Consider the following 24,820-nt stretch of genomic DNA (forward strand, 5'->3'; position numbering starts at 1 on the left):
CGTAGTCTCCGGAAGCCATTTACTGCCGACCCGGTCTTGCTGCCCTTACGAACGGCCCTGCCCCTTCAAAAGCGGTTGGACAGGCCCGGTTTCCTTCAAGCATCGCATTGGTCAGGTGTCTGGAACGCTCGGTTAGGTGGTTGGCGCTCCCGATAACAGAAACCTGTGGCGCCCGATTTACACGTAATTACTCAGCATCACCGGCATCACCAGCATGAGGATATCCTCGTTTTCACTCATATCGGAGGGCAAAATCAAGCCTGCCCGGTTGGGCGCACTAAATTTCAGCGTCACTTCTTTGGCTGAAATATTGTTGAGCATTTCCACCAGGAATTTGGCGTTGAATCCGATTTCGATGTCTTCGCCCTCGTGTTCACAAGAAAGCCGTTCGTTGGCCTCGTTGGAAAAATCCAGGTCTTCTGCAGAAATTTGCAACTCGCTCCCGGTCAGTTTCAAACGAACCTGGTGTGTGGTTTTGTTGGCATATATGGCAATTCTCCGCAGGGAGCCTAAAAACTCCTGTCGGTTGATGACCATATCGTTGTTGTTATCCATTGGGATGACGTTTTCGTAATCCGGAAAACGTTCGTCAATCAACCGACAGATCATCTTGATGGTGTTGAATTTAAAGTAGGCATTGCTGCTATTGAACTCGACGGTTACGGGTACATTCTCGGCCGGCAGGGTAGTCTTCAGCAGGTTTAGCGCCTTTCGCGGTACAATGATGCTGGCTGCTTCCGGTGAGGCGATGTCGACCCGTCGGTACCGGATAAGGCGGTGCCCGTCTGTGGCGACAAAAGTGGTATTGGTATCGCTAAGATTGATATACACGCCGGTCATGGCAGGCCGGAGTTCGTCGTTGCTGGTAGCAAAAATGGTATTTGCAATGGCGCTACTCAACACCTCCGTGGACATCTCTACGGTTGTGGCGTTGGTCACTCCGGGAATTCGCGGGAAATCCGTGGCATTTTCACCGGCCAACTTGTACCTACCGTTATCGGAACTAATTTCAATGCTGTAGGTATCCTTATCGATGCTAAATGTAACCGGCTGTTCGGGAAGGTTTTTGAGGGTTTCAATGAGTATCTTCGCAGGCACCGCAATATTGCCATCTTCTTTTGCCTCCACCTCTATTTCGGTAATCATGGATGTTTGCAGGTCAGAAGCCGTCACCGTGAGTTTACTGTCTTTGATTTCAAAGAGAAAGTTTTCTAAAATCGGCACCACCGGGTTGGTAGTCACTACCCCATTGATGGAAGACAGCTGCTTCAGTAGGGATGAAGAAGAAACAATAAATTTCATAGGTGTATTTTATTTATTACGTCGGTCAATTGATTGCGCTGCAGTTCCGTTTAATCACGGAAAAGAACGCCGATAAAAAAGATGATTTCGGATAGACAAAGCTTTGCCGGTAAGCAAAATTTGATTCCCCGGATGCATCCCATGTATTTAACAGGGTAAAGTTATAAATAAAATCACAAAAGCCCTCATAGGGATTTGAATAGATGGCATAAAATTAGCCCCGGATTTTATCAAACTAACTGTTACGGGAATCCTTTTCGTACTTTCGCTTCTTAAAAATGTATTGTACCCAGCCGATGAGGAATACCATTCCTACCGGTACTAGCAGGTTGATGGTTTGCCAAAGCGTCTTTTGACGGGATACTTTGCGTTTATTCAAGGGCCGGATTTCAAACTGCTTGCGCTTCGATGCCATGATTCCATCCGGATCAACCAGAAAATTTACTGCGTTCTGTAAAAATTCCCGATTTGCCATCTGATTTTCTGAAAAAGGGCTAATTCCCAGGGGAAGCGGCTGCTTTTCGTTGGGATCCACCCAGCTTTTTACCACATCTGCATCACCGGCTACGAGTATGCTTCCTGTATTGCCTTCCGGAAGAAACAAGCTGGCATCAAACTCCTCTGGCACAAATCTGTTTTTAAAATACGAGGAAAAGGTCCCTTCCAGCAGGTATACCAAGGGTAGATTTTGCAACGTAAACGAGGCCATGTCGGGTTCTCCGGACATGTCTTCAAACGCTACCCGCACCGGAGCACTCAATCTTTTGGTGAAATTACTGCTGAATACCAGGGGCGTCTTTTTCACACCATCCGCCTTTACCGTATCCAGCGTACTGACAAACCGAAATTGTACCTGATCCAATCCCTTGGTGATGGGGTGATTGGCCATGTTTCCGGCATGCACGTAGAAGGGCCAGGGCAAGGGGACGATTTGGGACTGATTCCCAAAATCTCCGGCCACCACCGGATGGTAGCCAAAATTCAAATCCTGAATCAGGTCTCGGTTGATGCGGATCCCGTACCGGAACAGCATCTCGTCCAATCCGTTATCAACCGGCATGGCCACCGTACCGCCATCTCCGGCATCTTCCAGGTTTACCTGCAGCTGATCCACAAAAAACAGCAGGTTTCCCCCGTACATTAAATACTGGTCCAGCAGGTACTTTTCCCGCTCCCCATAGGCCTCCTTTGGGCCTGCTACCAACAGCACTTCGAAGCTGAGCAGGTCCTCTACCGACTTTGCCTGTTCAAAGGGCACTTTGTACACCTCGTAATCTTCGTTTAAGGCCTCCACCATCCCAAATCCGTTATCCGCATCCATTTCCCCCTGTCCGATAATGACGCCCACAGCCCGTTTGTTTCTTGTATAGAGCCGTTTCAAGGCCTGGGCAATTTCGAATTCCAGGTTTTCGATGGAAAGGTTTAGCGTCTCATCCGGGCTCATTCCCATTTCTCCCTTTAATAGCAAGACCCCTAATTCGTAGCTTTCGGTGCGCAGAACGATTCCCGGAAATATCAGACGGGAGGTTTGCGCCCCATTTTGGGTGCTGAAAAGGTTGGTAGGGTTGATACCAAAGGCAGCAAGGTCCGCAATGTAGGCCTCCCGGGACTCGCGATCCAGTTGTAGGGGATCCTTGTAAACAATTCGGATGTCTTCGTTGGCGTAATTTCGGAAGGTTTTGACGGTTTCTTCTATTCCCTTCTGAAAACGATTCATTCCGGCAGGCAAATCCCCTTGCAGCAAGATCTCTACTTCCAGCCGTTCGTCCATATTTTCCAGAATCTCCAGGGTCGCTTCCGAAAGGGAGTAGCGTCCCTCTTCGGTAAGGTCCAGGCGAAACTTCCAGCTACTCTCAAGCATTCCCAGGGCCAGCCATAGGAGAAGCAGCGCCATAACTCCGATCAAGATGGTGCGGTTGCCTCTAGCCATTTCTCTCTATCAGCATCCAGGTTAACACAAGCCAGGTCAGAATCATACCCAGGAAATAAAACAGGTTTTCGGAAACGATCACTCCCCTTCCCATTTGTTCAAAATGGAAACTGATTCCAAGCGATTCCAAAAAAAGCGCCAAATCACCAAGGGCCAGTGCGGCCAGTGCGCCCATCCCTCCGTAAAACAGAAAACATAAAAAAACCGCTAGTACAAACGCCATGATCTGATTGGACGTGAGCGAAGAACTAAACAAGCCCATTGCCGCAAACAGGGCCGCCACCAGAAACAAGCCGATATACGACCCGAAAAATCCGGCACTGTCAATATTGCCCACGGGGTCCCCCAGTTGAACCACACTGAAGTAATAAATCAGGGTGGGAAGCAGCGCAAAAAGAACCAGCAACAGGGCGGCCAGGTACTTCGCCAGGATGATGTGGTGGCTTCGGAGCGGCGACGTCTTCAATAGCTCCCAGGTTCCGGTATTTTTTTCCTCCGCCACCATCCCCATGGTAATGGCCGGTATCAAAAAAATAAACACAAACGGCGTATACGTAAACAAGCTATCCAAGTCTGCGTATCCGTATTCCAGCACGCTACTTCCGGGAAATACCCAGACGATCAAACCCAGTGCCACCAGAAAAATACTGGTAATCAAATAGGCCGATAGGTTGCTGAAAAACGCATGTACCTCCTTAAACAACAAACTTACCACGACGTCAATGTTGGGTTAATTGGTGAAAAATCGATTCCAGGTTATTTTCCTGCTGCCGGATACTGACCAGGTTTACATTTCTCTCCTGCACCAGCCGCATGAGTTCCAGGCGCAATTTTTTGGAATCCGGACAGGAAAAGACACAAGTAGTCGGATTGGGACGGGAAAGCTTGGAATACGACAAATCCTCGAGCCATTCCGGAGCCAGCGTTTCTTCGGATTCAAAGACCAACTGACTTTCCTCCTGCCCGGACTTCAGGTGTTCCAGCAGATCCTGTGCCACCACCCTTCCTTTGTGAATGATGACCACCTTGTCGCAGAGTGCCTCCACTTCCTGCATGATATGGGTGCTCAAAATGAGCGTCTTGTCCCTGCTGACATTTTTAATCAGCTGCCGGATTTCCACCAGCTGATTGGGATCCAGCCCGGAAGTGGGCTCGTCCAGCACAATGATCTCCGGATCGTGTACCAGGCTTTTGGCCAGCCCGACCCGTTGCTTGAACCCTTTGGAAAGCAGGCCGATTTTCTTCTTCCTTTCCGGCATCAAACCGCATTGCTCCATGACCGTTTGTACCCGCTGTGCCAGATCGCGACCCCTGAGCCGGTACAATCCCCCGACAAAACGTAGAAACTCGGGAATGTACATGTCGGGATACAGGGGGTTGTGCTCGGGTAAATAGCCGATAAGCTTACTGCTGATCTTCGGATACCTCGCTACAGAAATCCCTTTCACCAAAACCTCGCCTTCGTCCGCCGTCAGGTAGCCGGTCAGAATCTTCATCGTAGTGGATTTACCGGCACCATTGGGCCCCAGAAAACCCAGAACCTGACCCGGTTTGGCCTGAAAACTCACTTGCTGGAGCACTTGCTGCTGACCGAATTTTTTTGATACCTGATGGATTTCTATGGACATGAAAAGCTATACATTTAAACCAAGATCCATTTTCCAAACGAAACGGGAACCCTGGCTATTGCCTTGTAAGAAAATTCCTCCTGCCGGGCAACTCCCGTGCAGGAGGACGCTTTCTTGCCAACAGCATGCTGTCAGCCGACTCACCCACCAATTCCGGCTCGCACGCGATCGAGCTTGCTAGAGGGCGAGCTGAAGCCGTCCCGGGCATCCGTTGGACCAATACTTAGGGTTCCAGCGCTTTAACGCCGGGCAGAATTTTTCCTTCCATTAATTCCAGCAAGGCACCGCCGCCTGTAGAAACAAAGGATACCCGGTCTCCATACCCAAATTTGTTGACCGCAGCGGCCGAATCGCCGCCTCCTATTAAGGTAAAGGCTCCTTTTTCTGTAGCTTCGACTACTGCTTCGGCAATGGCCTTTGTGCCTTTTTCGAAACTAGACATCTCAAACACGCCCATAGGGCCGTTCCACAAGACGGTTTTGGAAGCGAGAATAACATCGGTAAACTTTTCCCGGCTTTCCGGACCGATGTCCAGCCCCATCCAGCCATCCGGTATTTGCCCTTTTTTGGCCGTTCCCTGTTCCGCATCGTTGGCAAATGCCTTGGAGGTAACCGAATCCGCTGGCAAAAGCAGGTTTACGTTTAATTCTTTGGCCTTTTCCACCAATTGGAGGGCCAGTTCCATCTTATCTTCTTCCAACAGGGAGTCGCCGATGGTGCCTCCCTGTGCCTTGGCAAAGGTGTAGGACATACCCCCTCCGATGATCAGCGTATCTACCTTGTCCAGTAGCTTATCGATCAGCAATATTTTGTCGGAGATCTTGGCTCCACCCATAATGGCCGTAAAGGGCCTTTCTGGCGCTTCCAGTACTTTTTCCGCATTGACCAATTCTGCCTGCATCAGGTATCCAGCCACCTTGTCGTTAAAAAATTCGGCGACGATTGCCGTGGATGCATGGGCGCGGTGGGCGGTTCCAAAGGCGTCGTTTACGTAGATATCGCCCAAAGCCGCCAGTTTCTTCGCAAATTCCTTGTCTCCTTTTTCCTCTTCTTTGTGAAATCTCAGGTTTTCCAGCAGCAACACATCGCCCGGATTAAGGCTGGTAGCCAGTTGCGTTGCTTCCGTGCCAACGCAATCTTTTGCAAAAGTGACCGATAGTTCCAGTGCCTTGTTTAACTCGGTTACGATGTGTTTCAAAGAAAATTTATCTTCCGGGCCAGACTTTGGCCGTCCCAAATGCGACATCAGGATAACGGCACCGCCATCGTTCAAAATTTTCTTGATGGTAGGCAGGGCGGCAACGATACGGGTGTCGTCGGTAATGTTAAACTGATCATCCAGGGGAACATTGAAATCTACCCGAACCAGGGCTTTCTTGCCTTTAAAATCAACATTATCGACTGTCTTAATTCTATTATTCATACGTTGTAGGTTTAAAATTCACTCAAAAATAATCAATTTATTTGGCAGCTGCCCGTCTCAGTCGGTCATTTATGGCTTTTCCTAAATGAATTTCGGGCAGTTCCTCCGCCAAAATCACATCCGCCTCGCTGGCATCCAGTAGGCGCATGGAAGAAAATAGGTTTCGGGCCGCTTCGTCGTAATCCCCGCCCGGACTCAAGGCCAATTGCAGGGATTCGGATAAATCCGGAAACGTACGGGTAAAGGACAACACCGCAAAAACGGTTCCTTTTTGCCTATACCCCTCAATCAATGCCTCCAGGTCTCCCAAAACCACCGGTTTTTTCGGAGCATAATGACTTTTTAGCATGCCGGGAGACTTGGGATTGCTGCTGGATTGCGGAAGAATCAACACCTTTCCTACCGTTTGTTCCAGATCGGAAACGGATATGCCACCCAGGCGGTATACGATGACCTGTCCCTCTTCCATGCCCACGATGGTGCTTTCCAACCCCACTTCGCAAACGCCTCCATCCAAAATGTATGGAATCTGCTCGCCCAGTTGGTCCTGCACGTGGCTGGCACGGGTAGGACTGATGTATCCAAAGGGATTGGCACTTGGGGCCGCCAGGGGATAATCCAGGGATTGCAGCAATTTCCGGGTAAGCGGATGACGGGGAATACGTACGCCAACCGTATCCAATCCGCTGGTTATCAGATCGGAGATGACTGGTTTTTTGGAAACCAGCAAAGTCAGGGGCCCGGGCCAAAAACGTTCGGCCAATCGCTGCAGTTCTTCGGGTATTTCCCGAACGTATTCGTTTAACTGACTTTTATCGCCCAGGTGAATGATCAGGGGATCAAACTCCGGGCGCTTTTTTGTCTTAAAAATTCGCAGCACCGCCTGCTCGTCCAGCGCATTGCCGGCCAGACCGTAAACGGTCTCCGTGGGAATGGCTACCAGCTGCCCCGAGGACAATATTCGAGCCGCTTTTTCAATGTCTTTTCCTATTTCTGCCATTATTCCTCGCAAAATTCATCCACCCATTCTTTGGCCTGCGTGTATCCCAAAGATAGGGCCATTTTCAATTGGGTGCAGCCCTTTTCCTTGTTTCCCAGGGCACTCATCTCGGTAACGCCCAATAAGTAATAGGCAGAGGCATTGCGCTGATCGAGACGGACCACTTCGTTTAGGCTGGCAATGGCGTTTACCGGATCGTTGTTGCCCAATTGGGCTTTTGCCTTATTGAACAAAACCGCCGGTTGCTCCGGATTTGCCTGCAAGGCCATGTCAAAGTCCACCAAGGCATCTTCGTACATTTCCAGCCCAAGCAGGGACAGGCCCCGGTTGTAATAAATATCGGACTGCTGAAAATCCAGCCCGTTTGCGCGGTTGTAATCGATCAGTGCTTCCCGGTAGGCCTGCTTCTCCATCCAGGCATTGCCCCGGTTAAAAAAAGGCTTGTAATTGAGGGAATCCAGTTTGATGGATTTGGTAAACGATTCGATGGCCTCGTCGAGAGCACCTTGCTGAAAAAATGCGATGCCCCGTACATTCCAGGCAGCTGCATGGCTGCTGTCTTTCTCTACCAGCCGGTCTAAGTACGCGATGGATTCTTCGTAATTTTGTTCTTCCAGTGAAGTGACCCCTGCCTGAAAGAGCTCCTCCACAGAGGGTTGGCAGGAAGCCAAAAGGAGAAACAGGGCCAGGGAAGGGAAAAGGTAGTTGTACATCTCAAAATTTTTGGCGAAGATACGAATTCCCCGGCGCAGAAACCCAATAAAGCGCCTACAAAAACCAAAAGTGCCGCTTCGCCTTACAAGAGTATTTCCGATCGGCTGGTTTTTTCCAACATGCGCAGAATAGAGGCGTTGTATCCGACGAGTTCTGCCGTCATATCAAACCCCACCCATGCCAGGTCCTTGCTTTCGGGACTGATGAGCAGCGGCTCGTCCATCTCTGCCTCGATCAAAAACCGGACATCGTAGTGAAAATGCTGCGCATCCACCGCATTTGCCGGTATGAGGTGCACATCCAGGTCAAAGATAAACCGGTCCACCAAGCGCAGGGAAGTCAATCCGCTCTCTTCGCGGGCCTCGTTCATGGCTACCTCCAGCAGGTTTTGGTTGTCATCGGCATGCCCCCCGAGCTGCAGCCATTTTTCCAATTTCCGGTGCAGGGTGAGCAAGGTATGCGTCCTCCTTCGGTTTACAATCCAGGCGGAGGCCGTGAAATGCCCTTCTTTTCGGTCCCGGCTAAAGGCCATTGGGTCGGCAAGTAGCTCCAGAAAATCCGGGATCATCGCCATCTCTTCCTCGAACGGCGTTTTGTAATTACGTATATATTCCCTGAGTAGTTTGCTATCCATAGTTTAGTCCTGCTTGAATAATTCTTCCATAAAACGATCAAAAGGCGCTGCCTTGTGGTACAAGCTATCCGCATACACCGTGACCAACACTTTTAGGTAACTGGGAATATTGTTTACGTAAATTTTCTCGATACTAACGTTTCCAAACAGCTGATCGATCTTGCTTTTGAGATCAGCGGCCGAGAGGGGTGGTTTCAGGTAGCATTTCTCGGTCACCTTCACCTGCTCGTTTGTCTCTTCGATTTTGCGATCCAGACTGACGCGTCGGTACCCCAGCCCGGAAACGCCCTGTACCAACCCGAAAAACAAATTGGAAAACGTTTTTTCGGTAAGCGGGTCCTGGAAAGTCACCGCAAAACCGTTGGCATACGGTGACTGCAACACGTGCACCTCCGGTTTTTTGTTGATACCTGCCATTTTAAGGTGGTAGTTGTCATAGATTTGCTTGGCAAGTTCCTTTCCTTCCGATGAAATCATCCAATGAGAAATGCGGGTTTCTTCCTCCGCCGACACGGTAAAGTTTTCCCTGATGGACACTTTTCGGTCGTTATTGGGAAAGAGTCCCCCGAGTAATTCATCGATAAATTTCATTTTAATCTAATTTTTCCGTTCTCACCCGTATAGATGACCCCTTCGTCCTCCAGCCCGCGTAGCAGCCCGACGGAGAGATCGTCTACCTCTTCTCCACAATGCGCAAGCAAATCCTCCAAAGAAAACGCTTCTCCCCCTGCTAAAGTTTTGAGTATTTTACTTTCCAGCATTTTTTGGTGCTCGGAAAGGGCATTTTCCTTCTTTGTTTGAATACAGGTATCGCAAATCCCGCAGCTATAATCATTCTTTTCCCCAAAATAATCTAAAATAAGGGAGGTACGGCAATTTTTTACATTTTTTACGTAGGCGACCATGCGAGCCGCCTTTTCGGAGGCCTGTTCCCTGCGCTGCCCGATGCGTTTTCTATCCAGCGGCAGCGAACCCGCATCCATTCTTGGGGTCAAAAAGGTCACTTGGGGTTTGTCTTTTTTCGCCATGTAAGCCGCTAACCCCAATTCGTCCAGGCGATGCAGCATGTGTACCACCTCCTTTTCCGGGAGGTTTAGGAGCTGACCGATTCGACTTTCCTGTATGCGAACGTAATTGACAAAAAGCTCGCCTCCGTACATTCTGAGTAGTAGCTTGATCAGCGGATCCAATTTGGCATAGGCAATTTGCGCTTCGTAGATTTTGGTCTGGGATACACGAAAATGGAGCGAAGAAGGCACGAATACACTTTCAGAAAACAGCAGCAAGGCGACTTCCTGCAGTACTTTGATCGCATTGTACGCCATTTTCATATCCAGCGAATAGGTTTGGGTAAAATTGCCGAAGTCAAAATCGAAACTGCTCATCTCGGCACTGCCTACCGCCAGCCGGTAATGGTTTGCCAGGCATTGGTATACCCGCTTGACCTGCTCTTCCGGCGGATAGGCTTCCGCCGCCCGTTGTATAAGTGCCTGGCAGTCCTGTTCTTGCGTCATAAGCACCGCATAGGCCTTGATCCCATCCCTACCGGCCCTACCCGCTTCCTGGTAGTAATGCTCCAGGCTTTCCGGCAAATCCAAATGCATGACCAAGCGTACGTCCGGCTTGTCGATCCCCATCCCAAACGCATTGGTCGCTACCATCACCCGCACCCTGCCCTGAATCCAATCCTGTTGGCGCTGCGTTCTGACCGACTGCTCCAGGCCGGCATGGTAAAAAGTCGCCGAAATCCCCAACTGCAGCAGGTGCTGGGCCGTTTCCTTGGTACCTTTGCGGGTTCGGTGGTATACAATCGCACTTCCCGGTACTTTGTGAAGGATTTCGACCGCTTTTTCCAACTTATTTTCTACCCAACGGACCGCATAGGAAAGGTTTTTTCGCGCAAAGGATTGAACGAAGACCTTACCGGGTTTCAAGGCAAGCTTCTCGATAATGTCTTCCCGTACAGCCAGGGTGGCCGAGGCGGTGAGGGCGAGCAGGGGCACGCCGGGAACGAGCTCCCGGATTTTCACGATCTCCAGGTACGAGGGCCGGAAATCGTATCCCCACTGGGAAATGCAATGCGCTTCGTCCACCGCCACCAGGTTGACCTTCATTTGCTTCACCCGTTCGATAAAGAGTTCGGTCTTTAGGCGCTCCGGTGAGAGGTACAAAAACTTGTAATCCCCGTAGATGCAATTATCCAACAAGGTATCGATTTCCCGTTTTTGCATGCCCGAATGGATAGCAAGCGCTTTGATCCCCCGATTTCTGAGCTGATCCACCTGATCCTTCATCAAGGCAATTAGCGGACTGACCACCAGGCAAATACCCGGCTGCATCAGGGCAGGTACCTGAAAACAAATGGATTTCCCCCCACCGGTAGGCATCAGGGCCAACGCGTCCTTTCCCTGAGCCGCATGCATGACAATATCTTCCTGCAATGGCCGAAAATCCAGGTATCCGAAATACCTCTTCAAAGTAGCCAATGCCACTGTTTTCAATTCATCCATTCCGAAACGGTGCGATGGTACCCCTGAAAGTAGCAGAATTTTATGCAAAAAAAAACCCGTCTGCCTATCAGAACGGGTTTGACAAACTGGGAAAGGTAATTTTCATCGCCGCCTGCGGTAGGGAAAGGTCCGAAGCGGAGGGCTCGTGCAGCTGCCACCGCCCCTCTTGCCAGAAATACAGCCGATAGCTCCCTGCAGTAAGGGGACGCCAGGAACGTTTTTCCAGATCTAGCTTTTTCCCATCCGGCAATTCCAGCCGAATCAGCTTCCCCAGGTCCCTGGCCAGGAGTTTTCCGGCCCGTATACCGGTCTGTTTGATCCGGTGGGGAAGCACCTGATAGGTAAAATCCTCGGCGGACACCTGCGAAAGCGTACTGTACAATTGCCCCCGGAAGGTATAGTCGACCGCCAGCCCCTGCCCCACCCGGTAGACGAGCAGGTAATGTTGGCTGGCCTTTTGCCAGGTTTCACCGATCCGGTAGGCGCCCAGAAGGAGCAGCACCAACAGGGTCAGGTAGTAGTGCTTTTTTTTTCGCTGGGATACCAGCAGGTACGCAAAAAACAAGCCCATCCAGATCAGCAGCATTTGAGGAAGGCTAAAATGGAGAAAATCGATTTTAGCGTAGGGCAAGCGCTGAAAGCTAAAAATGCTTTGGTTGACCAGCCAGATGGCTTTGTTGACCAATTCGCCGAGAAATCCGGCAATAATGGGAAAAGAGGACAGCAATAAAAAAGGCAATCCAAGCGCCATGATTAAAAACGCACCCGGAATCGCCACCAAATTGGAGAGGAAAAAATAGGTGGGAAAGGCATGAAAATAGTAGATAGACAAGGGGAAGGTAGCCAGCTGAGCTGCCATGCCCACGCTGCTGATGTCCCACAGGTAGCTCAGCCATCGGGCATCGGGATGCCATAAGGACCGAATCATCGGCTGAAACAGCAGGATACCCAGCAAGGCCATGTAACTCAACTGAAATCCCACGGCGTATATCAGAAAGGGATCGTATACCAAAAGCAGCATGGCCGAAAGGGCCAGGGGATTAAAAATGGAAGGATTTCGGGACTTCATCTGTGCCAGGGAAATAAATGTAAACATGGCAGCGGCCCGAAGCACCGAGGGAGAAAGCCCCGTAATGGCGGCATACAGCCAAATAAGCAGGATAACGGCGCCAAGGAGGACGATTCGCTGGTAGCGCCCGGCCCGCTGGGGTTTGAAAAACAAAAAAATAAATCCATAAATGATGCCTACGTGCAAGCCCGAAACAGCCAAAATGTGCATGGCTCCTGCGGTGGCATAGGCCTCCCCGGTCTCCTCGTCCAGGTCTTTTTTTTGACCCAGCAGCAGGGCTTTTGCAATTTGGGCAGAGGCATCGGTAGTGATGTACCGATCCACCTGTTGTTCGAGGTGCTGGCGTAGCCAGAGGATCCCCGCCTGCCAGTGAGCCAAATTTCCGGCCTGCAGCAGCCTAAAATCCGTCCCTATAAAATGGCTGAAATAGATTTGCTTCCGGGCCATAAACGCGGCGTAATCAAAGGCCTCTGGATTTTTTGCCGGTGCAATTCGTTGGGGAAAGCCCCGGATAAGCAGGACCGATCCGGGCAACAGGGGACTGGGAGATCGGTGGTACACCTGTACCTTTCCCCTTGCTTCTCGCCAGCCATCGGCAGTGCGTACCGCATATACTTCCACCAAATTGGCCACACTTTTCGGCTTTTGCTGATCCGTTTCCCTGACCGCTACCAGATAGGCCTCTATTCCGGAAAACTGCAGCAGGTGCTGTGGGTCATGGCTCACATCCCGGAGGGAGGCACAGTACATTCCCATGACGATAAGGTTGGTATAGGCCAGAAACGGGATGAGCTGGAGGTATGTCCGCCGAATTTTGGGGAAATAAACCAGCGCCAACACGCCATACAGCACCGTTCCCAGCACCAGGCAGGTAAGGAAAGTACGCGGCGTAACATTTTGACCGATAGATGGATACACCAGCACTCCCAGGATAAAGAACGCCGTATACCGGAGGAAAGGGAATTCATTGAATTTCATCAACCCAAAAAAAGTGGACCCAAAAACGTAGCGGTTCGTTTCTTTTCCGCCGGAGCAAACGACCGGCAGTCCTTTGTGCAAACGTAGAACTTAAGGTAGGCACTTTCGGACAAAAAAACAATACAGTGACCTGAATTTCAGGGAAGTAAAAAAAAAACGACGCTCTTTCTTAGAAGCGGAATCCGATGCTAAAACCGGCGTTAAATTCCACGGGATGGAAACGTTCGCTTACCTGCTCGTTGAATCCCCGCGCGATGTTTACATAGGGACCCAGGGCAAATTTATCCTTGTGAACCCATTTGTACCCGGCCCCAAACCCGATGAGTAGGCCGTCCATGTCGATCTCCTGCAGCCCATTCTCCGGGTTCGTTTCCGTGAACGTGCCTGTTCTGAATTTCGTGAAAGGGAATACGTAAAAGCCGGAGGGATTTGCCGGAGAGACAAAATAATACGTGTACGAAAGCGCCATACTGGTCAGGTTGAATTCCTCCCCACTGCCGCTTTCCGACACGTACGAAAACCTGTCCATCAACAGCAACTCCAGGCCCAGGGACTGATTTTGGTCCAGAAACCGCTCGTAGCCGAGTTCCACGGAACCAATCGCAATGGTGTTGGCAATATTGAGTTTGCCTTCGTTCGCATTCCACTGCCTGGGCGGTGTCGGCTGCGCATGAACGGCCCCAACCAGGCACAAAAAACTTAAACAAAAACACAGGTGACAAAATGAATTTCTCATAATACAGAATCAAAGGGTTTGGCTGTACGGTCAACGTACAGGATTGGCCCTTCGTTCCATGAGGTAGTGATCGATTCCGCACTCGACGAATAGCGGACCGGATTTCTGAAAACCGAATTTCTCATACAATCCCATCGCCGTGACTTGTCCGTGCAGGTAGATGGTTTTACCGGCGCTTTCGGGATGATCCTGGATATCGTCCAACACCGCTTTTACAAGCGCTTGACCGACACCCCTACCTCTGAAGGGCTTTAGTACAGCAAACCGCTCAAGTTTGATGCCATTTTTTGTGAAGCGCCATCTGCCCGTACCCACTTCCTGCACGCCGGCATAGGCGATAAATTGGCTCGCTTCCTCTTCAAAGGAATCGTATTCTTCCTTTGGATCGACGGCTTGTTCGCGAACGAATACTTCTTCCCGGATGCGGAACGCCTTTTGTAGCGTGCCGGCATCTGCAATTTTTTTTACCGAGAGCTTCATTGGGGTTGCTTTATTTCCACTTCGTTTTTTTCGTAGGCATCGATGATGGACTTGACCAGTCGGTGGCGAACCACGTCCCTGCCCGATAGGTGTACCACGCCGATACCTTTGACGTCCTTTAGGATGCGCAAGGATTCCCGAAGGCCCGACTTTTGTTTGGGGGGCAGGTCCACCTGTGATTGATCCCCGGTGATGATCACTTTGGAGTTGGGGCCCATGCGGGTCAGGAACATTTTTATCTGTTCGCTGGTGGTATTTTGTGCTTCATCCAGCAAGATAAAGGCGTCGTGCAGCGTTCTTCCGCGCATGTACGCCAGGGGTGCAATTTCGATGACGCGGTTTTCCTGGTAAAAGCGTAATTTTTCCGAGGGGACCATGTCTCCCAGCGCATCGTAAATGGGGCGCAGGTAGGGGTCCAGTTTTTCTTGCAGATCACCCGGTAAAAATCCCAGGTTTTCGCCGGCTTCTACGGCGGGGCGGGTGATGATGATGCGTTTTACCTCGCGATTTTTGAGTGCACGAACGGCCAGGGCCACGGCGATGTAGGTCTTACCCGTACCGGCCGGTCCCAGGGCAAAGACCAGGTCGTTGGCAAACGCAGCATCCACCAATTTTTTTTGATTGGAGGACTTCGGCCGCACCACCAGTCCTTTGTTCCCATACAGGATAATGTCATTTTTCGCATCCGATGGTCCGGAGGGCGTACCTTCCAGGGCAATGTATTCCTTCACATTATCCGGCGTCACCTGCCCGAAGCGACTGAAGTGTTCCAGCAGCATGTTAAGAATATCATTGATTTTAAGGATTTCGGGGGCTTGTCCTTTGATCCGGATTTCATTTCCTCTGGAGACTATCTTGCTCTGGGGAAAAGCAGCTGATATTTGCCGGATGTTTTCATTTTCCGATCCCAGGAAGTCCAGGAGGGAAATGTTTTCCAATGTAATGACTTTTTCTACCAATATCTTTTCTTCTGTTTTACCGAATTCAAAAAACTAATTTAAAATGCCTATTTTTGTTTAAACGTAACACAAAAGTACGAATTTTTAATTGACTTGCTTGTATGGCTTTGGTAACATTCATCTCTGATTTTGGTAACGCAGATTACTACGTACCGGTGGTAAAAGCAAAGATGTTATCGATTAATCCCCAATTGTCCATTGTGGACATCAGCCACGAAATTGCCATTTACGACATTGCGCACGCGGCATTCGTACTCCGTGCAAGCTATAACGAATTTCCGAAGGGCACTGTTCACCTGGTGGCCTTAAATGCGACCAGCAATATTACGGATGGGTACATAGGGATCAAATTAAACGAGCATGTTTTCATCGGTCCGAACAACGGCGTACTGAGCATGTTGGCCGATAATGACCCGGGCATTGTGGTCAAATTTTCCGACATTCATATCCGGAACAGCAGCTTTCCGGCAAAGGATATTCTGGCGCCCATCGCTGCCAAGGTGGCCAGTGGGGCCGCCATCCATGATTTTGGCGGTCCTTTGCCCGCAATCAAAAAAATGATGGGGCGGCAATTCAAGGCCAGCAAGAAACAGATTGTGGGCTATGTATTGCGAGTCGACCATTACGGAAACCTGATTACCAATATACCGCGGGATGTATTCGACAAATTAAATCCCGGAAAGTTTCAGATTGCCTTTGGTCGGGAGACGTTGGAATCGATCCAGCAGAATTACGACGAGGTGGAACCCGGCGATTGCTGGGCCTTTTTCAACAGCCTGGGTTTGTTGGAAATTGGCATCAATCACGGTCACGGTGCGGATTTATTGGGCTTGAAATACGACAGCGCCATTTACATCAATTTCGATAGCTAAGGAATTGATTGCGAAGAAAATGGGCCGGAGCGCGGCGGAAATGGGCCTGTTTTTCGTGCAAAAAGGGAAAAAAAATGCCGGTCGTGGGATGCAAAAGTATTGTTTGAGAAAAATTCTTTGCTCATATTTGCAACCCGTTCAGCAAGGAACGGGATTTGAGTCACCTGCCCAGGTGGCGGAATTGGTAGACGCGTTGGTCTCAAACACCAATGAGGTAACACTCGTGCCGGTTCGACTCCGGCTCTGGGTACATTTTAAAGGCTCCTTCTTGGAAAGAAGGAGCCTTTTTCGTTTTATAATGCCGGAGGAGAAGTTTATCCCGATGCAGCGCAGCGGAATCGGGAACTCCGGCCCTGGGTACATATTTAAAAGCCCTTTCAATTTTTTGAAGGGGCTTTTTTGATTTCAAATGCCGGAGGAGAAGTTTATCCCGATGCAGCGCAGCGGAATCGGGGACTCCGGCCCTGGGTACATAGAACCCCTTCAGAAGCGATTTTGAAGGGGTTTTTGCGTTTTTTGGCAATTAAGTTGAGCGTTAATCATGCAGGGGGTTCTATCATGCAGGTGTAGATAATATAGACAAGCGGTATTTTCTGCTGTATCGCTGCAAAAAACCTGACAAGGATTTTCCCCTCGCCAGGTTTTCAAAAATCTATTGCTTAACGGATAAAATGTTAATTCGATAACTAGTTAAAAATTCCTAACCGCACGAACAAAGAAGAAGTCGAGAAACTTAGAGTTGGCGTTCTGGGCTCCACCGGTGAAGTCCTGATTCCAGGCCAGGTTTAAGCTGGCCTCGCTGGAACTCCAATAGAGAAAATTGGCAAAACCCCCAACCGCATCTTTATTTAGATATAACTTGCTCAACTCGTCTTTGCTGGGTAAATACCAATCACTGTAACCTCCTAATTCCAAATCATTACAGAGTTGAGCAGCATAGCTTCCCGGTCCATGGTTATTAACAATGGCTATTGTATTTGCCTGCCCTGTGCCCAAAGCTGTGGCTGTCGCCCCTGTTCTGCCGCCTACGATTTCCCAGGCTGCGCTACCTTGATCACTTGGAGCAGCGATTATCCCATGGGTTTCGTTTTCCTCATAGCCCGGGTCACCGGGCTGTAAGATATAGGCGATGATACCTCCCTGATATTTCCTACCTATTTCTAGTACTTCCGAACAAACGGGGATTAAAGAATAGGTTTCGTTAAAAATGATTGGAGTACCTAATCCCTTCTGTTCAATGCTGAAGGCAAGCTCATCGCATCCGTTCCAGTCTTCGGGAAGCGGTACCGAATGTTTAACCGTTCTGCCTGAGGCCACACTTGTATGATTCACCCCAACGCCATCAATAGCAATCGTAATCCTAGCTTTTGCCCTTGATCGTCCGGCAGTGATCGCATACGTAACTTCTACTACAAAATCGGTTTCCGTATTGTAGGCTTTGTAGCTGACCGATTTTGTGTTTGGACCCGCACTTCCCGAAGCCATGTCGTAAACAGGGAAGTACATTTCACTTCCCGGTTCAATACAATCATCCTCACAGGACCCAGCCGGTGCCATCAGAATTGGCGCGTTTTCCAAATCGGTGTTTGACATCGTTTGCGCATTTTGCAAATCCTCTGAAATAGTTTCCAAACTGCAGGAATTCATCACGCCAGCCGCCGCAAACAACATCATAAAGGTGTTCAATTTACTCCGAAGATAATTTTTCATACCACATCAGGTTTTCAAATTTTCCTACTCGTAAGGCTTTTCGGAACATGCCCCGTTTTTTAGCGTGGTTTCTGGATTCCACTTTTTAATGCTTTTATTTGTCACATTCAGTTGTCAGCCGAATGGCTTTCGCTAGTTGCTTCTCGACTTTTTGTTGACTGCTACCCTAGAAGGGAGCCAGATCCAAAATTGGAAAGATCAATGAAATAAGGATAAAGGAACGATACTGTACCCGCATCGATAGATACATGCAGGTAAATTTACTTACTCAAAAAAATAGGGTGAATGACCTTGCTCTCTTTTTAAAATGATTAATGTCAGCTAATTACGGTATTCTATCGAAGGGTAAGATCGTTGGGAGCAACTAGAGGGTTCAGCTACTGCATAAGTAAAAGTGACATTTTCTAAGAAATTTTGTTTGCCTATCGACCTGCATCGAATGCCAATACTCCCCCAGCCGGTAGTAACTGATATGGGATAAGTAATGTCTGGCTTCCGATTCGGATTCAGTGATTAAACCCCGGGGGATCTGAGGATGTCAATTTGTTCCGGAATAGTGGTGGGTTTCTTGTCAAATAGGGTCAAAAATTAAAACAAAACCCCTATAAAAGCAAAAGAACGCCTGCAGGCATGGGAGGCGAGCAGTTCGTGTTTCGGATAATACCCCAAAATTTTTCGCTTACTTTCTTTATCGTACTTTTTCCCTTTGACCATTCCATTGCCGATAGTTGTGTCTTATGGATGAGACACAAATTCCATAGCGTCTCATAAAAACGAAAATAGGAGACGCAACGTGTGGAACGAAGTCAAAAACCCTAAATAAGAGATTTACGGATCATTGTCCGCAGCGAAATCGTCTGTATATGTCAGGCAGGGATACGATTCCTTGGATACGCATTCCTCCGGAGAACCCTATTCAATCATTTGTATCCTGAGAGAAAAGAGCTACCTGTTTTCAGCACGCAATGCATGCCATTTTTCCGGAAGGCTTGCTGTCTTTACCTTAAAAAATAATCATTTTACATTCTTTTTTTTGAATTTAAAATACATTTTTATACCTTTAAAAACATTTTCAAACGAATCAAATTAAATTTTCTAGCACCGCTACTGGTTCACCTTTTTCCAATTATGCTCGGATTATCTTTATTTTCACACGAAGACGGATGGGAAAATTCCGCTTCCTCACATACCGTGTTGTTTTCCAATGAACAATTGGTCGTAACGGTAAACAGCACCTACGAATATCCCTACAGCATTCGCAGTACGGCGCCGGATACGGTCCTGGTTTTGGAGGGAAAGGTCTACGATCGGTCCACTTCGGCCCTGTTCGACAGTATTCAGCAACTACTAAGCTCTGAGGATGAACTTGAGAAATACCTTTTTGATACGGATGGGGAGTTTTACCTGTATGTACTAGATCTCCCATCCCATACCCTAAAGGTGTTTGGGGATCACCTGAATCGCCTGCCCCTTTACCACGGCAGCCGCAACGGAAGATGGATCGTATCGCGGGATATCGGATTTGTGCAAGGGTATTTACAGGCGCCAATAAATCCGCTACACCTCGCCGAATTCCTCGTTTTTGACTACAACCTGTCCACCCATACGCTTTTTGATCAGGTCTTCCACCTCCAACTCCACGAAAAACTGCTTGTGGATGTAAAGGCAGGCAAGATCACCGCCACAAAAAGGAGTTATTCCTATGATTTTTCTGCCAAATCAATTTCCCAGGTAGATGAAGTTGCTTTGGATGGCATGGCCTCGGTATTCCTTACCGCGTGCAAGCAACGAGCTACGGCACAAAACATCCTCTCACTTAGTGGCGGTATGGATTCTCGATCGGTAGCCGCCGGACTGCACAAGGGAGGAGCGCGGGTTACGGGAGTTACATTTGAAGATGAGGAAAAATCGGCTACTACCGATGTGGTGATTGCCCAGGAAATTGCAGCTAGCTTGCAGCTCGACTGGCAAAAAATCAGTTTAAATACCGCCAATTTCAGGGAGGACATTGCCGAAACCATCCGGTTTAAAATGGGAATCCAACCCACGCGGTACTATTATTTGAACCAATTTTGCCGAAAAGTATTTGATCGATACGGTGGGAACATTACTTTTTTTACCGGCGACGGAGGGGATAAAGTGTTTCCCGATTTAACAAACAACATCAGGTATTCGGACAACAAAAAGTTGGTTGAGCTAATTCTTCGGGAGAATTACGAGTTTCCACTAGTCGAAGCGGCCAGATTGACCGGAATTGATGAAAAACAACTTTCCGATTCTATCTACCAAACCTTATCAGATTTTCCAGGCAAAAACAGTGGGGACAAACACGCGTATTTTCTGCTAACCTGCCGGATGAAGCGGTATATCTTTGAGGGAGAAGATAGAAACAGGCGCTTTTTCTGGGCGACCACGCCCTTTTTAAGTAGGCCTTTTTTCGGTATCATGAGCAAAATCGATCGGGACGTAAAGATAAACGACGACTTCTACAGGCGCTTTATTGCGAAGCTCAACGAACAGGTAGCCGCAATCCGGGACGAAAATTATTCCAGTGGAAACGTTTCCGTAAGTAAAAATTTTTACCGGTTTGTAAAAAATAAGGCCAACGCGCTGCTAAGCAGAAAGCGCAAGGAACAACTCAAAGCCCTATTTGAGGGAAGAAAGGCTTCGAAAACCGTCTCGCTCTACAAAAACCTCATCCTGGAATGGGAATCAAATGAGGTACCGATTGACATGAAAGTGGTTCGAAAAAAGATCAATGACTACAGCTTGGGTCAATTGTCATTGATCGCAACTGCCCTACTGGTCAGTGCCATCGTAACTAAGAAATGATTCACAACCCGATAGCACGCTTTCCGCTGAATGCGACCCGCATTCAAAACACCCTGCATTCGGTACAAGAAACCACCACCTGCATCTCGACGCCAGACACTACGGATCATTTATGTAGCGAAAGCCGTCTTTGGACGGGCACGCTCTTGGGAAAGCCAATAAAAGAATGGCTTTTCCTGAGTTTTGGCTCTGCTTGCAATGGACGAAACGTCGTATTTTTTGGCGGAAACCCCTATCCGCAAGCGATTCGGTCGCTGGAAGCATTGCAGATCCTATCACCGCTTTTCCTCCACAATGCCTGTTTATTCAACACGTTTTCCGTACGTTGAATTTCCTACTGTGCTTTGACGAAAAAAAACAAAACGAACCATGCGTACACTCGATCTGGTAATTACCAAGGAAAATGCGACCTACACCGGTAGCCTGACCTACAACGACAACCGCCTTACCCAATCGGCAGCCAGCATTCCGGGACTGGAAACACAGGTAAAAAAACTGCTGGCGGAATTTGAAGGCATGAATCCAAATGCCGTCACGTTCAACCACTATTTTCACTGTCCGGCCTTTTTTGAGGCTTTCAAGGTATTGGATCTGGACGAACTGGCAAAGTTGGCTGCTATCGATACAGGAAAGTTGCAGGCATTCGCCGCCGGTACCCAAAAACCGGTTCGGGAAGAAGCCGAAACGATCGAAAATGCCCTACAGGACCTGGCCACCCGCCTGATGAAAGCCTCCCTGGTGCTTTCCTGAGGGAGCAGGGCTACTCAATTATCCTGGGCGGCGAATACCCGACGCAGCAAGGCCGTGGTCCGCTCCGCAGGATTTTCCCGAATGGCTTTTTCCTCTTGCGCAATCAGGACGAACAAGCCCGAAATCGCCTGCTCCGTCACGTATCCCTGCAAGTCGGGATCTAATTTCCGGGAGGTAGTTGGAAAGGTATTGTACGCCGAAACCAAATCCCCGTAATAGCGGGTAGCGCCGACCTCATCCAGCGCCTCTTCGATATGCGGCGCAAACAATCCGGTCAATTTTTCTGAGGTCTTCCCCTGCAAATACCGGGTAGCCGCGTCCTCGCCACCGTTTAGTAGCTCCCAGGCATCCTGCACGGTGAGCTGGCGGATGGCATCTACAAACAAAGGCCTGGCTTCTTTTGCGGCGGCTTCGGCGCCACGGTTGATCGTCAACAGCACCCGGTCCACTTCGGCCCCCAGCCCCAATCGCCGCAACGTAGACTCCACCCGTTGGACATCCTCCGGCAGGGCGATCCGGATCAGCTCGTTGGCAAAAAAACCGTCCACCTGTGAGGCCCGGTCGCTGCCTGTAACTATCCCTTTTACGAGGGCTTCTTTAAGGCCATTGCCCACATCCTGCTCGGTCAGACTGGCTTCGGTAGCCCCCTGGATAAAGCGGTTGACCTCTGAGGCCGTACAGCCTGCGGCAAACACAAACAGGCATGCCATGCATACTATTTTCAATTTTCTCATCGACTAATTCGGTTTAGTTCTTCTAACAAACGTTTCTGACCTTTCGTGCTCAAATGACCGTGATCGATGTAGTTTGTTGTGTCCGAAGAAAAGAAATCGTACTTCGGTTGGTTGAAATTTTCAAAAATAATCCGGGAGCTTTCCGCAGGGTAGCTGGCTTTTATTTCCTCCCAGTACCTGCGAAACCTCTCCGCATGCGCGGCACGAATCGGCAAGGGCACCGGATGAAAATATACCGTGGTTTCTATGTGATGGGAATCCAGTAGTTGCCAGAGGCGATTCAATGCCTGTTCCGCCACCGGCGAAATTTCGAAATCCCCGGCATTTACCAATGCTTTCTCTGCTTCGATTTTGGCGGCCACATCGGGTACCCGAAATAAGGGTTCAAATTGATTGGTTCCATTTTCCAGGTATTGATTGGGCGGGTATTTGCCGGGAGCCAGCCGCAGCCACCGGAGCAGCGCAAAGCCATACACTCGCAGCAAGTGAATGGACCCAAATGCGCTCCAATAGGAACTTGGTCTCATCAAGGTGTGCTGCTCTACCCCCTCCTGTTGGGTCATGTAGGGGTGCAGGCAGATCCATGCCTTTCGCATCCGGTGATCGGAAGCGAGTACCTGTTCGAGTAAGGGAACCATCGTTTGGATGCGTGCCCCCATCAGACTCGCATTAAAGTACCGTACATCGCTGATTGGTGCAGGGTTAAGGTTGGCCGAAAGCGAGGGACCCAGAATAATGCCGTCGAAGTTTTCGGGAATGTACCGAAAGGCCATCAGGTACTTAGAGATTCGTTCTTCCCCATACACCCGGGTGCGTTGGGTCATTCCAAACAGCCCAAACACATCCAGCCAGGCGGCAAGCAGCACGAATCCGGCCACTGCCAGAAAACAGGAAGGGATGATACGCTTAAAAAACCGGTGAAATGCCTTGTCCATGGTAACTTAGAAATCAAAATACAGAAAGTCCGTCTGCACAACGGAGTTAAGGAAAATCATGTTCAACAAAAACAAGAGTACCGTCGCAATGCCGTAACCGGGTGTAGGTTTCATTTGACGGCCCAGTTGCATGTCGTTTGGTAAAAAAAGTAGCACCACTCCTGCGATCCAAATAGGTAAGTTATGCAGGTTACCCACCAGGAAAAAATCCGGAGCACCGCCATTGGAAAAGTGAAACATGGCAGAAAGCAGGCCCAGCGCATCCTGGAAGTTTTCGGCCCGGAAAAACACCCAGGTCAGGTTCACGAAAAAAAAGGTGATCAGAATGGCAAAAAAGGCAGGAATCTCAACACCGACTTTTTTCCAATACCGGTGAACCACCAGGGCGGCCCCATGCAGCAGGCCCCAGACGATAAACGTCCAGCCCGCCCCGTGCCAGATTCCCCCCAGTAGGAAGGTAATCATCAAATTGGCATTGGTCCTACCCGGACTCACTTTGTTGCCACCCAGGGGAATGTACACATAATCCCGCAAAAACCGGCTCAGCGTAATGTGCCAATTTCTCCAAAACTCCTGTATGGTGGCCGACCGGTAGGGGGAATTGAAGTTTTGCGGCAGTTGGATGTTAAATAGCAAGCCCAAACCGATCGCCATGGAGGAATAACCGCTAAAGTCAAAGTACAGCTGGAAGGAATAGGAAAGCGAGGTAATCCAGGCGTCTTGTGCTCCCAGGAGGCCAATGTTCCCATAGCCCTTATCTGCCACAAGGCCAAAGCTATCGGCAAGCACCACTTTTTTTGCCAGCCCCATCATAAAAATAAAAAAACCTCGGGAAAGGTTTTGGTAGTTGGCTCGGGTTAAAAACGGGTTGCGAAATTGTGTCATCATCTCTTTGTGATGCACAATGGGCCCCGCAATCAGCTGGGGAAAAAAGGAAACAAACAAGCCGTAGGAGACAAAGTTCGTCTCGATCCGGACCCCTTTGTAGCAATCCACCAGATAGGCAATCTGCTGAAACGTATAAAACGAGATGCCCAGGGGAAGCGCCCAATCCAGGTAAGAAATGGAGGAATGGGATAGCACATTGATATTGAAAATAACAAAATCGGCGTATTTGTAGAAAAAAAGGATTAGTAGGTTAAAGGTGATGCCGGCTACCAAAAATGACTTTTTGCCTTTCCCTGCTTGTTTGCTGATGAAGTAATTGAGTACAATGGAAATGCCTATCAGGATTAAATAACTGGGTTTCCACCATCCGTAAAAGAAAAGGGAACACAGAAAGAGCCAGCAAACGATGTAGGAATTTCTGATTTTCGACCCCAACCCGTAAAACCCCGCAAGCACCACTGGCAAAAAAACAAACAGAAAAACAAAAGAATTAAATAGCATGGCTAAAAAAGCATTATCACTCAAATATACACTTGTTTGTTTTATTTTGACCAAAAAATCCCCGGAAACCTGCTGAAATCGAAAGTATCCTGCGTTTTTTTTTTCCAAAATAAGGCGCTACTGGATGGGCCATGGAATGGGGTATGCCGGCGATGACCCGGAATACCGGTGGCTTAGGCACTTGTTAACTTTTACTGCTCCCCTCCGCGGAGAACCGCAACGCCCACCCGTAGAA

The 24,820-nt window shown here is 49.1% G+C and carries 22 protein-coding genes and 1 tRNA gene; 5 read left to right on the forward strand and 18 right to left on the reverse strand.

Features of this window, described 5'->3' with window-relative positions; genetic code table 11:
* Positions 1–177: 177 nt before the first annotated feature.
* From dnaN to GCU44_RS12255, 14 genes are all read right to left on the reverse strand, one after another.
* Positions 178–1,302: a DNA polymerase III subunit beta gene (gene dnaN, locus GCU44_RS12190; protein ID WP_154856650.1), complete on the reverse strand. Its 1,125-nt coding sequence runs from the start codon at positions 1,300–1,302 to the stop codon at positions 178–180.
* A 235-nt stretch (positions 1,303–1,537) separates the two neighbouring features.
* A complete protein-coding gene (gene gldG, locus GCU44_RS12195) occupies positions 1,538–3,232 on the reverse strand; it encodes a gliding motility-associated ABC transporter substrate-binding protein GldG (RefSeq protein ID WP_154856651.1) in 1,695 nt (564 codons plus the stop codon).
* Positions 3,225–3,947 carry a gliding motility-associated ABC transporter permease subunit GldF gene (gene gldF / locus GCU44_RS12200; RefSeq protein ID WP_154856652.1) on the reverse strand — a complete coding sequence of 241 codons (723 nt, stop codon included), beginning with the start codon at positions 3,945–3,947 and terminating at the stop codon, positions 3,225–3,227. Before gldF ends, gldG begins: the two co-directional genes overlap by 8 nt.
* 4 nt (positions 3,948–3,951) lie before the next feature.
* A complete protein-coding gene (gldA, locus tag GCU44_RS12205; protein WP_092176582.1) occupies positions 3,952–4,860 on the reverse strand; it encodes a gliding motility-associated ABC transporter ATP-binding subunit GldA in 909 nt (302 codons plus the stop codon).
* 223 nt (positions 4,861–5,083) lie between these two features.
* On the reverse strand, positions 5,084–6,283 hold the full coding sequence (locus GCU44_RS12210) for a phosphoglycerate kinase (protein WP_154856653.1): 1,200 nt from the start codon (positions 6,281–6,283) through the stop codon (positions 5,084–5,086).
* A gap of 37 nt (positions 6,284–6,320) precedes the next feature.
* Positions 6,321–7,283: an L-threonylcarbamoyladenylate synthase gene (locus GCU44_RS12215; RefSeq protein WP_154856654.1), complete on the reverse strand. Its 963-nt coding sequence runs from the start codon at positions 7,281–7,283 to the stop codon at positions 6,321–6,323.
* Positions 7,283–7,996 carry a tetratricopeptide repeat protein gene (locus GCU44_RS12220; RefSeq protein ID WP_154856655.1) on the reverse strand — a complete coding sequence of 238 codons (714 nt, stop codon included), beginning with the start codon at positions 7,994–7,996 and terminating at the stop codon, positions 7,283–7,285. Before GCU44_RS12220 ends, GCU44_RS12215 begins: the two co-directional genes overlap by 1 nt.
* Positions 7,997–8,079: 83 nt before the next feature.
* Complete coding sequence (locus GCU44_RS12225; RefSeq protein ID WP_154856656.1) at positions 8,080–8,631, reverse strand: NUDIX hydrolase; 552 nt, start codon at positions 8,629–8,631, stop codon at positions 8,080–8,082.
* Between the two features lie 3 nt (positions 8,632–8,634).
* Complete coding sequence (locus GCU44_RS12230; RefSeq protein WP_154856657.1) at positions 8,635–9,222, reverse strand: hypothetical protein; 588 nt, start codon at positions 9,220–9,222, stop codon at positions 8,635–8,637.
* On the reverse strand, positions 9,219–11,141 hold the full coding sequence (locus GCU44_RS12235; RefSeq protein ID WP_154856658.1) for a RecQ family ATP-dependent DNA helicase: 1,923 nt from the start codon (positions 11,139–11,141) through the stop codon (positions 9,219–9,221). The genes GCU44_RS12230 and GCU44_RS12235 overlap by 4 nt, the downstream gene beginning before the upstream one ends.
* A gap of 67 nt (positions 11,142–11,208) precedes the next feature.
* Positions 11,209–13,269 (reverse strand): ComEC/Rec2 family competence protein, encoded by a 2,061-nt coding sequence (locus tag GCU44_RS12240; protein WP_154856659.1) that lies wholly within the window; start codon positions 13,267–13,269, stop codon positions 11,209–11,211.
* Positions 13,270–13,357: 88 nt separating this feature from the next.
* A complete protein-coding gene (locus GCU44_RS12245; protein ID WP_154856660.1) occupies positions 13,358–13,924 on the reverse strand; it encodes a DUF3575 domain-containing protein in 567 nt (188 codons plus the stop codon).
* A gap of 30 nt (positions 13,925–13,954) precedes the next feature.
* Positions 13,955–14,404: a GNAT family N-acetyltransferase gene (locus GCU44_RS12250; RefSeq protein WP_154856661.1), complete on the reverse strand. Its 450-nt coding sequence runs from the start codon at positions 14,402–14,404 to the stop codon at positions 13,955–13,957.
* Positions 14,401–15,363 (reverse strand): PhoH family protein, encoded by a 963-nt coding sequence (locus GCU44_RS12255; protein WP_092176609.1) that lies wholly within the window; start codon positions 15,361–15,363, stop codon positions 14,401–14,403. Before GCU44_RS12255 ends, GCU44_RS12250 begins: the two co-directional genes overlap by 4 nt.
* Before the next feature lie 101 nt (positions 15,364–15,464).
* Between GCU44_RS12255 and GCU44_RS12260 the strand changes: the two genes are divergently transcribed.
* Positions 15,465–16,235, forward strand: coding sequence for an SAM hydrolase/SAM-dependent halogenase family protein (locus GCU44_RS12260; RefSeq protein WP_154856662.1), 771 nt, complete (start codon positions 15,465–15,467; stop codon positions 16,233–16,235).
* 166 nt (positions 16,236–16,401) lie between these two features.
* Positions 16,402–16,485 (forward strand) — tRNA-Leu (locus GCU44_RS12265).
* A gap of 440 nt (positions 16,486–16,925) precedes the next feature.
* Here the strand turns inward: GCU44_RS12265 and GCU44_RS12270 are convergent.
* A complete protein-coding gene (locus GCU44_RS12270) occupies positions 16,926–17,945 on the reverse strand; it encodes an Lcl C-terminal domain-containing protein (RefSeq protein WP_154856663.1) in 1,020 nt (339 codons plus the stop codon).
* A gap of 1,128 nt (positions 17,946–19,073) precedes the next feature.
* Here GCU44_RS12270 and GCU44_RS12275 point away from each other — a divergent pair.
* From GCU44_RS12275 to GCU44_RS12285, 3 genes are read left to right on the forward strand one after another with little or no spacing between them, the layout of a single operon-like run.
* On the forward strand, positions 19,074–20,777 hold the full coding sequence (locus GCU44_RS12275; RefSeq protein WP_154856664.1) for an asparagine synthase-related protein: 1,704 nt from the start codon (positions 19,074–19,076) through the stop codon (positions 20,775–20,777).
* The gene (locus tag GCU44_RS12280) at positions 20,774–21,106 is read left to right on the forward strand and encodes a hypothetical protein (protein WP_154856665.1); all 333 of its coding nucleotides are present in this window, start codon (positions 20,774–20,776) and stop codon (positions 21,104–21,106) included. The genes GCU44_RS12275 and GCU44_RS12280 overlap by 4 nt, the downstream gene beginning before the upstream one ends.
* Positions 21,107–21,146: 40 nt before the next feature.
* On the forward strand, positions 21,147–21,527 hold the full coding sequence (locus GCU44_RS12285; RefSeq protein WP_154856666.1) for a hypothetical protein: 381 nt from the start codon (positions 21,147–21,149) through the stop codon (positions 21,525–21,527).
* A gap of 14 nt (positions 21,528–21,541) precedes the next feature.
* Here GCU44_RS12285 and GCU44_RS12290 read toward each other — a convergent pair whose 3' ends face one another.
* Genes GCU44_RS12290 through GCU44_RS12300 form a run of 3 tightly spaced genes read right to left on the reverse strand, consistent with a single transcriptional unit; the run spans position 21,542 to position 24,609 of the window.
* Complete coding sequence (locus GCU44_RS12290) at positions 21,542–22,261, reverse strand: DUF4197 domain-containing protein (RefSeq protein ID WP_154856667.1); 720 nt, start codon at positions 22,259–22,261, stop codon at positions 21,542–21,544.
* Complete coding sequence (locus GCU44_RS12295) at positions 22,258–23,196, reverse strand: hypothetical protein (RefSeq protein WP_154856668.1); 939 nt, start codon at positions 23,194–23,196, stop codon at positions 22,258–22,260. Before GCU44_RS12295 ends, GCU44_RS12290 begins: the two co-directional genes overlap by 4 nt.
* A 6-nt stretch (positions 23,197–23,202) precedes the next feature.
* On the reverse strand, positions 23,203–24,609 hold the full coding sequence (locus GCU44_RS12300; protein WP_241684931.1) for an MBOAT family O-acyltransferase: 1,407 nt from the start codon (positions 24,607–24,609) through the stop codon (positions 23,203–23,205).
* Positions 24,610–24,820: the final 211 nt, after the last annotated feature.

Source organism: Cyclobacterium xiamenense (assembly GCF_009467825.1).
Lineage (GTDB): Bacteria > Bacteroidota > Bacteroidia > Cytophagales > Cyclobacteriaceae > Cyclobacterium > Cyclobacterium xiamenense.

Bases quoted from the DNA above. Each gene is read 5' to 3' on its own strand.
- dnaN (WP_154856650.1), bottom strand. From the start codon at position 1,302: ATGAAATTTATTGTTTCTTCTTCATCCCTACTGAAGCAGCTGTCTTCC.
- gldG (WP_154856651.1), bottom strand. From the start codon at position 3,232: ATGGCTAGAGGCAACCGCACCATCTTGATCGGAGTTATGGCGCTGCTT.
- gldA (WP_092176582.1), bottom strand. From the start codon at position 4,860: ATGTCCATAGAAATCCATCAGGTATCAAAAAAATTCGGTCAGCAGCAA.
- GCU44_RS12210 (WP_154856653.1), bottom strand. From the start codon at position 6,283: ATGAATAATAGAATTAAGACAGTCGATAATGTTGATTTTAAAGGCAAG.
- GCU44_RS12215 (WP_154856654.1), bottom strand. From the start codon at position 7,283: ATGGCAGAAATAGGAAAAGACATTGAAAAAGCGGCTCGAATATTGTCC.
- GCU44_RS12220 (WP_154856655.1), bottom strand. From the start codon at position 7,996: ATGTACAACTACCTTTTCCCTTCCCTGGCCCTGTTTCTCCTTTTGGCT.
- GCU44_RS12225 (WP_154856656.1), bottom strand. From the start codon at position 8,631: ATGGATAGCAAACTACTCAGGGAATATATACGTAATTACAAAACGCCG.
- GCU44_RS12230 (WP_154856657.1), bottom strand. From the start codon at position 9,222: ATGAAATTTATCGATGAATTACTCGGGGGACTCTTTCCCAATAACGAC.
- GCU44_RS12235 (WP_154856658.1), bottom strand. From the start codon at position 11,141: ATGGATGAATTGAAAACAGTGGCATTGGCTACTTTGAAGAGGTATTTC.
- GCU44_RS12245 (WP_154856660.1), bottom strand. From the start codon at position 13,924: ATGAGAAATTCATTTTGTCACCTGTGTTTTTGTTTAAGTTTTTTGTGC.
- GCU44_RS12250 (WP_154856661.1), bottom strand. From the start codon at position 14,404: ATGAAGCTCTCGGTAAAAAAAATTGCAGATGCCGGCACGCTACAAAAG.
- GCU44_RS12260 (WP_154856662.1), top strand. From the start codon at position 15,465: ATGGCTTTGGTAACATTCATCTCTGATTTTGGTAACGCAGATTACTAC.
- GCU44_RS12270 (WP_154856663.1), bottom strand. From the start codon at position 17,945: ATGAAAAATTATCTTCGGAGTAAATTGAACACCTTTATGATGTTGTTT.
- GCU44_RS12275 (WP_154856664.1), top strand. From the start codon at position 19,074: ATGCTCGGATTATCTTTATTTTCACACGAAGACGGATGGGAAAATTCC.
- GCU44_RS12280 (WP_154856665.1), top strand. From the start codon at position 20,774: ATGATTCACAACCCGATAGCACGCTTTCCGCTGAATGCGACCCGCATT.
- GCU44_RS12285 (WP_154856666.1), top strand. From the start codon at position 21,147: ATGCGTACACTCGATCTGGTAATTACCAAGGAAAATGCGACCTACACC.
- GCU44_RS12290 (WP_154856667.1), bottom strand. From the start codon at position 22,261: ATGAGAAAATTGAAAATAGTATGCATGGCATGCCTGTTTGTGTTTGCC.
- GCU44_RS12295 (WP_154856668.1), bottom strand. From the start codon at position 23,196: ATGGACAAGGCATTTCACCGGTTTTTTAAGCGTATCATCCCTTCCTGT.